Annotated in this window: 7 protein-coding genes and 2 pseudogenes; 1 reads left to right on the top strand and 8 read right to left on the bottom strand. The window is 50.8% G+C overall.

From position 1 onward, the window contains the following. Window positions 1-9: 9 nt before the first annotated feature. The 8 genes and pseudogenes from AC50Y5_RS16890 to AC50Y5_RS16925 form a co-directional block, all read right to left on the bottom strand. Window positions 10-3,099 (bottom strand): hybrid sensor histidine kinase/response regulator, encoded by a 3,090-nt coding sequence (locus AC50Y5_RS16890; RefSeq protein ID WP_494862252.1) that lies wholly within the window; start codon window positions 3,097-3,099, stop codon window positions 10-12. A gap of 195 nt (window positions 3,100-3,294) precedes the next feature. Next, the gene (locus AC50Y5_RS16895; RefSeq protein ID WP_494862333.1) at window positions 3,295-4,080 is read right to left on the bottom strand and encodes a cellulose binding domain-containing protein; all 786 of its coding nucleotides are present in this window, start codon (window positions 4,078-4,080) and stop codon (window positions 3,295-3,297) included. Continuing rightward, window positions 4,066-5,208 (bottom strand): annotated as a pseudogene (locus tag AC50Y5_RS16900) (glycoside hydrolase 5 family protein); the annotation flags it as partial. The gene AC50Y5_RS16895 and the pseudogene AC50Y5_RS16900, both read right to left, overlap by 15 nt. A gap of 196 nt (window positions 5,209-5,404) precedes the next feature. Beyond that, window positions 5,405-8,314, bottom strand: coding sequence for a cellulose binding domain-containing protein (locus AC50Y5_RS16905; protein WP_494862335.1), 2,910 nt, complete (start codon window positions 8,312-8,314; stop codon window positions 5,405-5,407). Between the two features lie 287 nt (window positions 8,315-8,601). After that, complete coding sequence (locus tag AC50Y5_RS16910; RefSeq protein ID WP_494862337.1) at window positions 8,602-9,264, bottom strand: vWA domain-containing protein; 663 nt, start codon at window positions 9,262-9,264, stop codon at window positions 8,602-8,604. A 147-nt stretch (window positions 9,265-9,411) separates the two neighbouring features. After that, a pseudogene (locus tag AC50Y5_RS16915) lies at window positions 9,412-9,945 on the bottom strand (TerD family protein); the annotation flags it as partial. 185 nt (window positions 9,946-10,130) lie between these two features. Next, the gene (locus AC50Y5_RS16920) at window positions 10,131-11,414 is read right to left on the bottom strand and encodes a cellulase-like family protein (RefSeq protein WP_494862339.1); all 1,284 of its coding nucleotides are present in this window, start codon (window positions 11,412-11,414) and stop codon (window positions 10,131-10,133) included. 208 nt (window positions 11,415-11,622) lie between these two features. After that, window positions 11,623-12,534, bottom strand: a complete 912-nt coding sequence (locus AC50Y5_RS16925) for a LysR family transcriptional regulator (protein ID WP_056037452.1) — start codon at window positions 12,532-12,534, stop codon at window positions 11,623-11,625. Between the two features lie 105 nt (window positions 12,535-12,639). On the opposite strand from AC50Y5_RS16925, the gene aroA reads away from it, so the two are divergent. Further along, entirely contained in the window at window positions 12,640-13,992 is a 1,353-nt protein-coding gene (aroA, locus tag AC50Y5_RS16930) for a 3-phosphoshikimate 1-carboxyvinyltransferase (RefSeq protein WP_056037455.1), read from the top strand. Window positions 13,993-13,998: the final 6 nt, after the last annotated feature.

The raw sequence follows: 13,998 nt of genomic DNA on the forward strand, positions 1-13,998 counted from the left end.
GACTCCCTTTTATGCTTCGTTATACGTGCCTGCCCGCAGCTCCTTCGGATAGCGGAAGCTTACCTCTGCCCCGAGCTGCCTCTGCCCATCAATGACCAAGCCGCTGCCGTACAAATTAACCAGCCTCTGATGAATGTTGCTCAAGCCTACACGGCCTGTCCCTTTGTCCGAGAGCACCTGCGATAATCGTTCTGGAGTAAAGCCTACACCATCGTCCTCTACAAGAACCATAATACAGTTGTCTATTTCAGAAATTTTCAGCTTAATCGTGCCGCCTTCTTCTTTTTTCATGACGCCGTGATTAACTGCATTTTCCACTATTGGCTGAATGGTCAGCGGAGGAATAAGCGCAAGCGCATCGCAGCTAATTTCGTATTCAATTTTCAGCCTTTCATCAAAACGCGCTTTTTCCAGCGTCAAATATGACTTGACCAGTTCCAGCTCGCGCTCGATCGTCGTCATTTTGTCGCGATTATGGAAATCAAAGCTGCTGCGCAAAAACTGGCTTAATTCAATGAGCAGCTCCATCGCTTTATACGGATCTACCGGACAAATAGCTATAATCGTATTCAAGGCATTGTATAAAAAATGGGGCTTGATTTGCGCCTGCAAAAACGCCATTTCCGCCTGTACGGCCAGCTTAACTGACTTGCGCAGTGCCAGCAGCGTCTGAACGCGGGCACGCAGCTCGCCGGCATCAACGGGCTTGCCAATATAATCGTTGACCCCTGCCTCAAAGCCGAGCTTAATGTCCTCCGGCTTCGTTCTGGCCGTGAGCAGCAGCACCGGAAGCTCCGACAGCAGGAAGCGTTCGCGAATTTTGCGGCAAAGCTCAATACCCGACATTTTCGGCATCATCCAATCCGTAATGACCAAATCGTAACTGGCCGGAGCAGCAAACGCCTCTTCCAGCGCTTCATCTCCGCTTCTTACCGCCGTTACCTCGCAGCGCTCAATGGAAAGCAAATTAATGAGCACCTGCAAATTAATCGGATCATCGTCAACGACGAGCACGCGGAATTCAGCTGCTGGCGGCGGCACATTCAGCATAGCGGTAAGCTCGATTGCGGCGGCCTGCTCCTGGTAGGCGATATCAGCTTCGTCTATTTGCTGGCCTTGGGCGATCGGAATGGTAAAGCTGAACGTTGTCCCTTGTCCGGCAATAGAATGGACGCTGATGGTTCCACCACCCAACTCCACAAGCTGCTTTGTAATACGCAGTCCGAAGCCCGAGCCTTGAAAGATCGCCTGCCCCGCCTTTGCTTTTCGTTCAGATAAAAAAATCGTTTCGAGCTGCTCGGGCGGCATACCGATACCCGTATCCGCAATGTCCACCCTCACCTTATTTTCCTGCGTCGCCGCACTGATGGTTATTTTCCCCTGAATGGTCGCCTTCGCCGCATTGCCAAGCAAATTGTACAAAATTTGCCGCAGCCGATCTTCATCCGCATCAAGCAAAGGCAAATTGGCAGGCAGCCGCTGTTGAATCTGAACTTGCTTGTCGATGAGCAAATGCTCCACAACCTCTACAACCGCATGAAGCACGGGCTGAAAATAAATCTTTCGCTTCGCAAGCTTCATTACACCGCCCCGCAGCTCCGCAAACTCCAAAATATCCTGAATAAGGGCGGACAGCTGCTTTCCTGTCGAAACAATCATTGATAAATGCTCCGCCTGCTTCGTATTGTTGAGCGGTCCGGCAGCGCCTTCCAGCATGGAGGCTGCCATATTAATAATGCCATGCAGCGGCGTCCTCAGCTCGTGCGAGGTCATCGTCATAAATTCATCCTTGAGCCCATCAAGCGTCAGCAGCTTCTCCGACAGCTGCTCCACCTCGCGAATCGATTTTGTAAAACGTTTGGCGAACAAGCCCGCATGGGCGAACACAAACAGCAGCATTTCGAAAGAAATAAGCATTGCGCTTTCCATAAATCCGTATGCCCGCATCATGGAAGCCAGCATCATCATAACGATGCTTTGAAGACTCAAAAACCAGTAAGGGTCCGCATACACCTTGCGTCCGACACCACGGATAATAACATAAATATAATAAACAATCATCACAAGGCCTTGAGCCATAATTAAAATTTCCAGCCTTGAAATAAATAATGGCGTTGCCACGAGCTCCAGCACAATCGTAAATCCCGCAAACCATTTCAAAAACCGCATCACTTTGGAATGCACGATGCCTGGCAGCATTTCATTCACGATGCATAATAAAAAATAATACACAAACACCGATGAGATGGGCTGCAGCTTCAGCACGAAGGAATAAGGCAGATCAGGCAACAGCTGGACAATGATTCGTTCCCCTTGAGTCATCATAAAAATCATCGACGAGAGGCAAAAAAGCCCGAGGAACATCAGCCCTCTCTCCTGCCTTCTAAGCACGTATAACAGCAGGCAAAAGAGGCCAGGGATGAGAAATCCGGAAATAATCAGCGCCCCACGTAAAATATCTATCTCCCGGTTTTTAATAATCGTATGCTGGTCTCCGAAGGCGATGGAATAAATGATGCCGCCTGTAGCATAGCTGTAATTAGCCACCTGCACAATAAGCTCGACCGAATCGCCCGCAACGGTACCAAGACCAATATAAGGCACATTGTTTTGAACGCCGTCGTATTCATTGGCAGCAGGGGCACCGCTGGCACCAATCATTTGATTGTTTAAATAAATGCGATTGGCCATGCGAATGTTCGAGGTGTAGACCCCATATATTTCGCGTAAATGGCTGGGGAGCTGAATTTTCAAACGATAAGTGCCGTAGCCAATGCCCGCCCTGCTGCCTTCTCCAGACAAATAAGCATTCCATTTCCCCGGTACATTCACCAGCTTGCTCGGTAGAGCCTGCTCCGCTGGCAGCTGGCTAGCAATCGCAAAATCTTTCGGCGTCAGCAGCTGGTTCGGATAAAACTCCCACTCGCCATCCAGCTTGACTGCCCCATTTTCTACAAAACTCCAATTACTCAAGTCCAATACGCCATTTACAGCACGTACATCCTGTTTATCCGCCAGCTTAAGGAACATAAGCACAAAAATCGTGCCCGTAATTCCTAAAATCATCAGGAACATGCCAATGTTCTTTCGATTAAGCATTCATAGTCTCTCCCCGCAGCGTTACGATGCCTCTTATGTATCGTCTATACAATATAAAAGCCTGCTGAGTCGTACTCACCAGGCACTGCTTATTCGTGCAAGCTATCGTTTTCGTTTCTATCTCCTATTATAACTTCTATTCTGAACCTTTTCTGAACATATTTCGAAGAAAAAATAGAAAAGAAAGAGCCGGCATTACGACGGCTCTTCCCCCCATACGAGCACCCCGCTGCGATACAAGGTGACGCGGCTGGCATCGGCAAAAGCTGTATTCGCCGCATTATACGAATAGTCATTGGTCTCAGCATAGTTGGTCCAGCTATTTTTATGGATGCGGTTCTGCATTTCGCCGGTATGGCCGCCGCCAGCTGAAATATTCCCAGCTCCCGTACCAAAGCTGATTTCCAAATAAGTGTCGGCATTTGCGCTCGTCTTGCCTGACGCGGCAAAGCTGCCACTAAGATTGGAGCAGCCTACGGTTGCATAGTCACAATCGAAAATTTGCGGCTGCGAGCCATCTGCCGAATACCAATAACGAATAGTGAGCTCATGAAGCGGCACCGCTGATGTACCCGAATTGACGATGCGGAATTGCGGCTTCAATTGATTGTCCAGAGCGGCAGAATCGCCGTTCTTGTATTGGACCTTAAGCTCGCTTGGGCCTGTATTTGGAAGAGCTGGCGTTGCACTTGCCTGCAACGAATTTACCGATTCGCCCACGGTGTTCACCGCGCTAACGGCATAATAATAAGTCGTCCCATTGACCAGCCCCGTGTTCACATAGCTGGTGCTGCTTGTCGTGCCTACTGTGGCAAAGGGGCCCGCACTTGAAGCTGCGCGCTTAATGTTGTAGCTGGTCGCTCCGCTGACCGCCTGCCAGGACAGCGCCGCCTGGCTATTGCCTGCCGTAGCTGTTACGCCTTGCGGCGCTGCCGGCACTGTCGGTATCGGCCCAGTACCCCCGCCCGATTTGGCATTCATCACATTTGCGTGATTAGTCAGCAGCGTAGCCGTCGCGCTTGGATATATGATGCGGAAGCCGTCATAATCGGGATACAGCGTATTATCATCCTGAATGCCTGTTAAAATCCAAAACTGGCTGCCCGCACCGCCATATTGCTCAACCGCACCGAGCCAAGCAGCATAAACCTGATTGCGGGTCGCTTGATTTTGATAGCCGAATTCCTCCAGCACGACTGGCTTCTGCGCCGCATTGCCGTCCTCGATATGGTCGATAATCCACTGCGTGCCCCACTGCGCTGTACGGTTCCAATGATCCGGATATAGGTGAAACGTGCCGTAATCAATATTCGGAAGCGCAATCAGCCTTTCCCAATCAACGCCTTCCCCGCCGCCATACATCCAATCCGAATGCCCCGGAATGTTATAAAAGCCTTCATCCCCTACAGCGACCAAATGATTCGCATCGAGCGATTTGACGTAGGTGCTCATCTCATCCGCCCAATTAACAAGCTTGTTGCCCGTTGTGTCGGATTGGGCCCGCGGCTCATTCGCCAGCTCCCATGCCATAATGGCAGGATCATCTTTATATTTAACGCCTGTGTACGTATTCACCCGGTTGAGCATGTAGTTTACATAGTTTTTATAAGCTTGTTTAATAGAAGCATTCGTATAAAAAGCATCATGCGAGCCAGCATTAAACCATGCAACATACTGATTCATGCCGCCAAAATCATCCCAGTTGTTTACGAATGGAATAACCAGCTTAACGCCCGATTGTCCAGCCTTATAAATCGCATAATCCAGCTTGGTAAATCCCGATTCGTCATATACGCCGGGAGTCGGCTGCAGGACGGCATTATCCTGCGGCTGTCCATTATGGAAGCCCCAAATTCGGATCACCTTGAGATTCATCGCCACCATGTCCGCAAACACGTCATCGACCATTTTTTGCGACTTATAGTGGAAATAATAATTGTTCGTTCCGGCAAAATAAAAGTCTTCGCCGTCCAGCTGAAACTTGCTTCCTGAAGTCGTAACGAAAGCATCGCTATTTGCGGCGCTGGCCTTCGTATCGGCCGTCATCCACCCGCAAACGATAGCTAGCGCCAGTGAAAAAATCATGAACCGTTTGAGCTGCTGCTTCATGCGTAATAGCCTCCTTTTAGTTTTTTCACCCGAAATGGAAACGCTTGCTTATATTATCAAGCAAGGAGCCGCCTCGAAACTAGTCGAATCGTTACCTCTTTAATATCACTTTGGTGACCAAAAACGACGGCAGCGCCTGCATAAAAGGCCCATGCACCTTGCAAACCGGTGCATGAGCCTTTTACTCTTTTTTAAATTAAGATGGCTCTACGCCCCATTGCAGGCTGCCCGCTGCATAGCCGGTTGTTTTGTTCCAGTCTACATAGCTTGTCGCGCTGGAATTGAACGAATAATCGCCTGTTTGTGTATAGTTGCTCCAATTGTCCTTCGAAATCCGCGTTTGCAGCTCGATGCTTTGGCCTGCTGCCACTGAGCCCGCAGCGCTGGCAAAGCTAATTTCGACGTAGTAGTCTGCTCCCGTTACGGCCGTCGGCAGCTTGACGAAGGAAGCAAGGACGTTGGCGCTGCCAACGGTCGCCCAGTCGCACCAGAAGCTTTGGGCTTGCTCGCCGTCAATCGTGTAATAATAACGGAGCTTTACATCGGCCAGATTGAGTGAACTTGTGCCTGTGTTCACCAGCTTGATTTTTGGACTTAGCGTGTTTGTCGTTGCCGCTGTACCGCCGTTATATAGCTGCACTTTAAAGCTGCCTGCTGGGGACGGCGTTGACGTCGGCGTCGGCGTCGGTGTCACTGTTGGTGTTGGTGTCGGTGTTGGTGTTGGTGTTGGCGTTGCTGTTGGTGTTGGCGTTGCTGTTGGTGTTGGTGTTGGTGTCGGTGTTGGTGTCGCTGTTGGAGTCGGTGTCGGTGTTGGGCCATTCACCGTATCGCCATAGACGATACCGCGGCCATTCGTGCCGATATATACGCGTCCGAAGATGCGCGGATCACCCGTAATCGTTTCGCCTGTAAACGCATATTGATGTTGGTCATCATTAATTCTCACCCAATTTGCCCCGCCATTATCGGAGCGGAAAAATCCTCTGACCTGATCGATTTGCGCGGATACATAAAGTGCAGGATACGTCTGGCCCGGCGCTGCCATACCGAAGCCAACGACATCTGCTTCCTCGACGTTGCTAAGCTTCGTAAACGATGCGCCCGAGTTCGTCGAATGCCACAATCCATACACGCCGCTGTCCTCGTTGCCGCCAGCCAGCCAAATATCGCCTTCCACGCCTGGAAGCGCTTTAAATTTCATGTTGCCTTCAGCTGGAAGCCCTGCTGCTGCCGACATCGTGAACGTTGCACCGCCGTCGGTGCTTACATAGAACTTGCCTGCTGCTGCTGCATAAAACTTGTTTTTGTTGACGCGGTCTGAGACAACCTTTGCACCAGCTGGAACGCCTGTGCTTGCAGTCCATGAGTTGCCTGTCGTTTTGGAATAATAAACGCCGACATCAGAGGTGCTCCATACGAGCGAGCTGTTATCAGCCGCAACGGCTATGAAACCGCCGCCCGTTGTATTGGATGGCTCTGCATTCGGGCTATACCAGTTCGTTCCGCCATCGTAGGACAGAGCAATCGATTTTTCATTAGGATATTTCGCCTTGTCTGCATTTCCAACGCGCGCAATGAATCCAGCGTTTAGTTCAGCGAAGTCTATGCTCGTGGAGCTGCTTGGACTGATGAACATTTTTGCAGGTGCCGCCGTTAAATCATTATGTCGGTAGCCTGACACATCAAGCATGGCGCTTAACAGGTGAGCGCCAGTCGGCGGGCTAATCAATTCTTTGATTGACGTTTCCTCAATGCCCTTGGCCATAACAGACAAAGCCACTTTGCCTCCGCTATCCCAAGCCGTCAAGTTCGTCGTGCCGTAAACCGTAGCGCCTGTGCCATATAGCATGCGGTCAGAGTTGAAAGGATCAATTTCAATATCCCCAATCATCCAGCCGAGCTTAGGCGATACTTCCGGCGGCGCAGAACTTACGCCCCAATCGAGCCATGGAGCAGCCGAAATATCCTGCGTGTAGGAGAAAGTGCGGTTCGGGTAAGAGCCATACTGCCAAATCGGCTTCCACGTTGCACCGCTATCCGTACTGCGATAAAGGTTGGCGTCCGGGAACCATGAATTTAGCGTTGCGACGATCAGTGTGCCCGGGTTCTGAGCATCCACCGCAAGGCCGCCATAGCCGAAATAATTGTCCGCGCTGCTTGAAGGCACGGGGCTAATGTTCGTCCACACGCCAGTGGCTGTATTCAGCCTCCATACATCGCCCTTCGAGCCGTTATATGGACCTGTACCGTTGCTATATGTAACATACAGCTGCCCATTCGAATCCAGCTCGCCATGATGCGGCAAATAGCCCGTCGGCTGTCCTGCAACGGCAGACCAGGTTGCGCCGCCATTCGTACTGCGGTAAATGCTGCTCGCTGTATCCGCTACACCGACATAAATCGTTTGCGTCGCCGTTCCAGGCGAGCCCGTCGATTCGTCAAAGGTGATCCAGGCGAGTCCCATAATATCCGCCGTGTATTCATAAGAGGGGTCCTCGACAAAATTACCCGGATTCGGGAATGCCGTTACTTTGCTCCACGTCACGCCGTAGTCGGTACTTTTCCATAGGCCGTTGCCGCTGCGTGCGCCAAAATACAAAATATTGTTTTTATTCGGGTCTACCATCAGCCGCTCGCCCATGGATCGCCCTGGCATATTGCCGCCAACCTTGAAAGGCAGCTGCGTTTCCTGCCAGGTGTCTCCTTTATCCGTGGAGCGCATAATATAGCCGTTATGCGGGTCCCAGTTATTCGTATATGAGCCAGCCGCAATATACAGGCGATTCGGATCAACCGGATCGGTTGCCAGCGCATCCACGCCGGTCTTATTCCATTCATCCCAGCCCACATGGTCCAGCAGCGCTTTCCAGCTGCCTGTAGCTGGGTTATAACGATAAGCACCGCCCACATCCGTACGAGCATACAGCAGCCCAGGCTCTTTTTTATTAAAAACAAATCCCGGAACGAAACCTCCGCCCCCGCCAGTCACTACATTTTTCCACGTGTACGCTTCACTTGGTGCCGCTTGCGCCTCTAGCGGGTTTCCGATTATTACGGTGCCGGCTACAACTGTGATCGCTAGGGCCAGCGTGCCCAGCTTGCGCATTGAATGTTTGATCAAATGAATACCCTCCTCAATTGGAATGATATAACGCAAACACCTAAAATATAAATATGGATGAGCACCCACTCCCTTCCAAATGTATACGCTTTCATTTTAGCACATAAATTTTAAGCCAAGCACTATATAAAATGGATATATTTTCATATGAAAATCAGTTATTTGAAACTCGCCGCACGCAAAAAAAGCTCTGAACCCGGGCGCTCTAGTCAGCTGCAATAGCCTTTGAGTCGCTTCGTCCTGGTTCAGAGCAGTGCATAATTCCCTTTTGGTTATGGCCGAATAATGCGTTGTTCCTTCGCCGCTTTTATCCACATCGGGAACTCATTCAGCAGCTGATCATACAAATTCTCATCCGATACGGCCGCAATATCGTCCAAATGGAAAAAGCTCGCATTATCTACGATTCGCCCCTCCATCGTATCCAACCGCTTCAATACTTCGAAATTGGAGTTACCAATGCCGACAAACTGCCAGAAAATCGGCTGCACAGCCGAATGGGTAATCGTATGCTTAATCGACTTGACTACCCCGCCGTCGTTAATAAAAATAATGAACACAGGTGTAGGATCATTTTCCTCTACCGTATATTTGCGAATGACATCCTCCATCACCGGAGGCTCATTATTGCGTCCAAACTTATGAATAAGGTCATTGTTTAAAATATTTTTATCGACATATTGGCCAAAATCGCGCTCCGTTACCGACGGCAAACGGCTGTATTCATTATCGTATACCCACACGTCGAGCGTGCCGTTGTCATCGAACTTGCTGGCAACGGCCAAAATCCGCTCCACGACTTCCTGAACGGTGCCGTTTTTATACAGCGTCTGCATAGACCCGGAAATATCCAGCACGATGCCTACTCTGGCCACGACGTTCGTCAGCTGCTTTTTCTCCAGTGTGTATTGCACGAGCTTTTTGCGGAAATCAATTTTGCTAAGGGAGGCGGTTTGTACAGGTGCTTCCAATGTCGCCGACGCAGCTGCCTCTGCCCGAGCTTGGTCATGAGCTAGAGCTTGGGATGACTCATTCTCGCCCGCCGACGCATTTCCTTCCAGCTCCAGCCCATAATTCAAGCATAATGCAGCAAGTCCGCCGTAAAACCCGCTGCCAATCGCGCTAAACTTCCACTCGCCATTGTGACGATACAGCTCCCCCGCTACGACCGCCGTCTCCTTCACCAAATCCGCACCGTATTCGTAGCGCAGCAGCTCTTCCCCCGTGTCCAGGTTAACCAGCCGCACATAAAGCCCCGTTACATCCTGAAAAGCATGTCCGAGCTGCTCGCCATCATAGATCGTCACCGTAAAGGCCACTTTCGCTATTTGCTCTGGCAGGCGCCCAAGCACTAGCTCGATTCCTTCTTGATCGCCCGCTTCCATGCCATGCTGCTGGCTGCTTGATTTATGCTCGGCCGCGCCATTCGCCGCCAATGGATTGCCATAAAAAATAAAATCCTCATCCCGCTCACAGCGGCCGCGCTCTGACAGCAGAAACGCCGCAGCATCGATGCCAAGCTCGCTTTTTCCAGCTTTCCAGCCAAACTGGACAGCCAGCTTGCCGAAGCTTTTCCCCTTGGTCACGTCTGCTTTTTGCCCTTTCAGCAATGGCATATATGTATCTTCCTCTCGCCTATTAGATTGGTAAATAAGATCATCTATACCGATTATAGCAAATAGGGCGGGCGAATGGAGAGAAAAAGCCTCTTTCCCCGCACGCCATCGGCATGCTCGAAAAAGAAGCTTTATCTCGTCTCTATGTGATTTTCGCTTGCGCTATCATTGCCTCATGAATTTATTTACGATTCCAAAATAAACCGGTTCCACTTTTGCTGCCACGCTATATCGTCCCAGAACGGATGATGGGGCGCGCAATTGGAGCAGAGCACCATCCCCCAGAAGCCCAGCTTCATCCCTTTGCGAATCGCATATTCGGCAATAAATTTGCCGATCGGCCCTTCCTCAAAGCCCGCATGCAGCGGCGTGTAGCCCACATAACCTTCGCCAATGACAATAGGCAGCTCCGTTTGCCCCGCCCATTCATGCAGCTCCTCAAAACGAAAATCCGCCTTCTGGAGCATCGCCAGCTTGTGGCTGCCATAATGGTCGTACAAATACAAATCCCATTGATCCGGATCAGCCCAATCATGCAGATAAAGCAGCTTCATGCCGACCGGATTGCCCTGCATCCGCCATTCCTGCCCTGCCGGAAGCTGCCAGCTCTCGAATGGCGGCGCGTCCTCCCGCAGCAGCGATTGCACCAGCTCATTTGGAAACGGCTCCGCTTCATTGTCGATGCCTGCCTGATCCATCAGCTCCTGCAGCACGCCTTTAATGTACAGATGAAAATGGGCCACCTGCATATTTCGCGCCACATAAGCTTTCGGGTAAGCCTCATTCAGCGTATAGCTTGCCGTCATTAACAGCTCAGGATGCTGCTCGCGCAAAAACGCAACCGCTTCTTCGATGTAGGGCTGCATAATTTGCACAAGGCCCGGCGTATTGGAGCCAGCAACGCCCTGCTCAGTTGCAATGTCGGTCAATTGTCCAAATTCGACCTCATTATGCAGCTCGGCATAAGCGATTTGCTCGCCATAGCCCGCTGCCTTCACATATGAAATGAGCTGATCCATCGACTTCGCCAGTGCCATAAACCGCTGGTCCGGCGGAATATCCGCCAGCAAATCGCGCAAATAGGGCTCCGCCAGAAAGCTCGGACTTTGCTGGTATTCCCACGAGGAAAGAATAATATAGCAGTTGTGAGCCTTCGCTTGCTTGAATAGCTCCAATAGCTGCGCATGCCCGTCCAGCTCTGCTCCGCCTTTGCAATTGTACCAGCGCGTCCGCTGCCCCACCTCGCCCAAATTGCCGAAGCGCAGCGGTCCAGGGCGAACGCCCGATTCCGTAAACAGCATGAGTGGCATTGCACAAATGCGAATCGTATTGTAGCCCCGCTCTACCGCTTCTTTATATCTTGCAGCTAAATCGCTGTAAGGCTCCCCCGGCGTCGTCATCGTATACCAAGAGAAATCCCACATTGTAATTGTCAGTTTACGGGGCAGCTGCCTGCTCGCTGTGCTCATATGGCCACCTTTTCTGTCCTCTATGGATAGGGTGATCATCTCATCATCCGCTACCACACTAGGTTGTGCAGAGAACGCTTTTTCTTTATGGTACATGGTTCACACCAGCAGGCGCCATGAACAATGTACGGATGCTGATGGAACATATTCGGATTTACCGAGTGATGTACCGAGTAAGCTTGGCAAGTCTAATCTGATCAGAACTTATTTAATTTCCCTCATCGCCAGCTGGCATAAACAGCTCGACGAAGCGTTCAGCCGCAACCGACAGCTTTCTGTCCTGACGTACGGCAAGTCCGATGCTGCGCGGTGGAAGCGGGTCTTCTACTAATAATTCAAACAACATGCCATTATTTAATTCTTCCTGCACAAAAGAACGGCTAATGAAGGCGGCCCCGTAACCGAGCCTGGCGAACTGGGCGAGCAAATCAATGCTGCCAAGCTCGATATCCGGCTTTACCACCTGTCCCTTGCCCGCAAACCATTGTTCAATAAACTCCCTCGTGCTGCTGCCCGGAGATAATAACAGGAGCGGCAGCTCAGCCAGCTGCTGCATCGACAAAGCTCCATTCGCTGCCGAACGGCGGGCTAGCTCCGCATAAGCCTCCCCAACTACAAAACAATCCTCCAGCACCGCAAGCGTCTGAATATTCAGCTGTGAATCGTTTATGGGCAGATGGATGATGGCACAATCGATTTCGCCTTCCCTTAAGCGCTGCGTAATATCAGGCGTTTTCCCATGCGAAAGCCGGATTCGAATACCCGGATAATCGCGATGAAAGGTATTTAATTGCGGCAGCAAAAGATGCTTAATCAGCGAATCGCTCGCTCCGATGCGGATTTCCCCCTCATTCAGCAGCTTCATATTTTGCAAATGCTTTTGCGCAGAATCCAGCATGGAAAAGGATTGCTCTACATAGCCCAGCAGAGCTTGCCCTTCTTCGGTAAGCTCGACACCCTTCGACAGCCGATGAAAAAGCTTGAGCTGCAAAGCCTCCTCCATCTGCTTAATCGCATAGCTGACCGATGGCTGCGTAATATGCAGCTCCTGCGCCGCTCTTGTTAAATTTTTGCAGCGTGCTGTATGCAGAAAAATACGATACCATTCCAGATTGAACATTTGGTATAGACCACCTCTATATCATTTTTGATAAAATCCAATTTCACTTATTTCATTTTCTTCATTATAATCGGGTTTAGACAAGAAAACAAAAGAGGTGGAAATATGGACGGATTCCAGCCCGATCTAGCTGCACGCTCCCCATGGTCGGCCCATAGCGATAAACAGCAGGTGACCCTGAATCCTCCAAGCGGAGCATTGGAAGGAACGGTGCGCATACCGGGAAGCAAAAGCTTAACTAACCGTGCCCTCATTATAGCCGCGCTTGCCGTAGGAAAATCGCAAATTGACGGTTTATTATTAAGCGATGATTCCTACTGGTGCATTGCCGCATTAAAGCAGCTCGGAGTAAAGATCACTATCGAAGGAGACACCGCTTATGTGGATGGCTGCGGAGGAAACTGGCCTATCTCATCTGGCGAGCTGTACGTCGGAGCTGCCGGCACGATTGCGCGTTTTTTGCCCGGAGCTTTAGCCATTGGAGACGGCGTTTGGGCGATCAAAGGCACTAGACGGTTGCACGAGCGGCCGCTGGCTCCCTTGCTGGATGCACTGACGCATTTAGGAGCAGCGTTTGAATACGAGCAAGCCGAGCGTTCACTCCCCTTCGTCCTTCGGGCAAACGGATTGCAGGGCGGGACGGTGCTGCTGCCTGGCTCTACATCAAGTCAATTCATAAGCGGTTTGCTGTTAGCCGCCCCTTATGCGAAAGCGCCGATTACAGTGCGCATAGATGGGGAAGTCGTGCAAAAAGATTATGTCGAAATGACCCTTGCGATGATGGCTTTGTTTGGTGCAGCACCTGTTGCATCTCTGGACACAGACGCCCCCTGCATTACGATACCTACGGGAAAATATGAAGCGCGCTCCGTCCTTCTGGAGCCTGATGTATCGACCTGCTGTTATTTCTGGGCTCTCGCCGCGCTTTCCGCAGGGCGCATAAGAACGGAAGGCATTGACGCCAGCCGTACAAGCCAGCCAGATATTGCAATGCTCGGCGTGCTGGAGCAGATGGGTTGTACGATTGTCCGCGGCGCAAGCTTTATTGAAGTCCAAGGACCAGAGCGTTTGAAGGGCGGCTTTACCGTCAGCATGCAAAAATGGTCGGATCAAACGCTGACGCTCGCTGTCCTTGCTATTTTTACAGATGGCCCCATTACACTTAAAGATGCCGCTCATATTAGACATCACGAATGTGACCGGATAGCTGCTATTTGCACGGAATTGGGTAAACTAGGCATTCGCGTATTGGAATATGAAGATGGCCTAACCGTTTTTCCCGGCAAGCCGCAAGCCGCTTTATTAAATAGCCATGATGACCATCGCATGGCTATGGCCCTTTCCTTAATGGCTTCGAAAGTTTCTAATCTACAAATTTCCGATCCGGGCTGTGTCTCCAAAACAAACCCGAATTATTTTGAGCAATTGGCTGCACTAGGCTTTCAAATAAACGAATAGACGCAG

Source organism: Paenibacillus sp. JT22N7 (assembly GCF_059383875.1).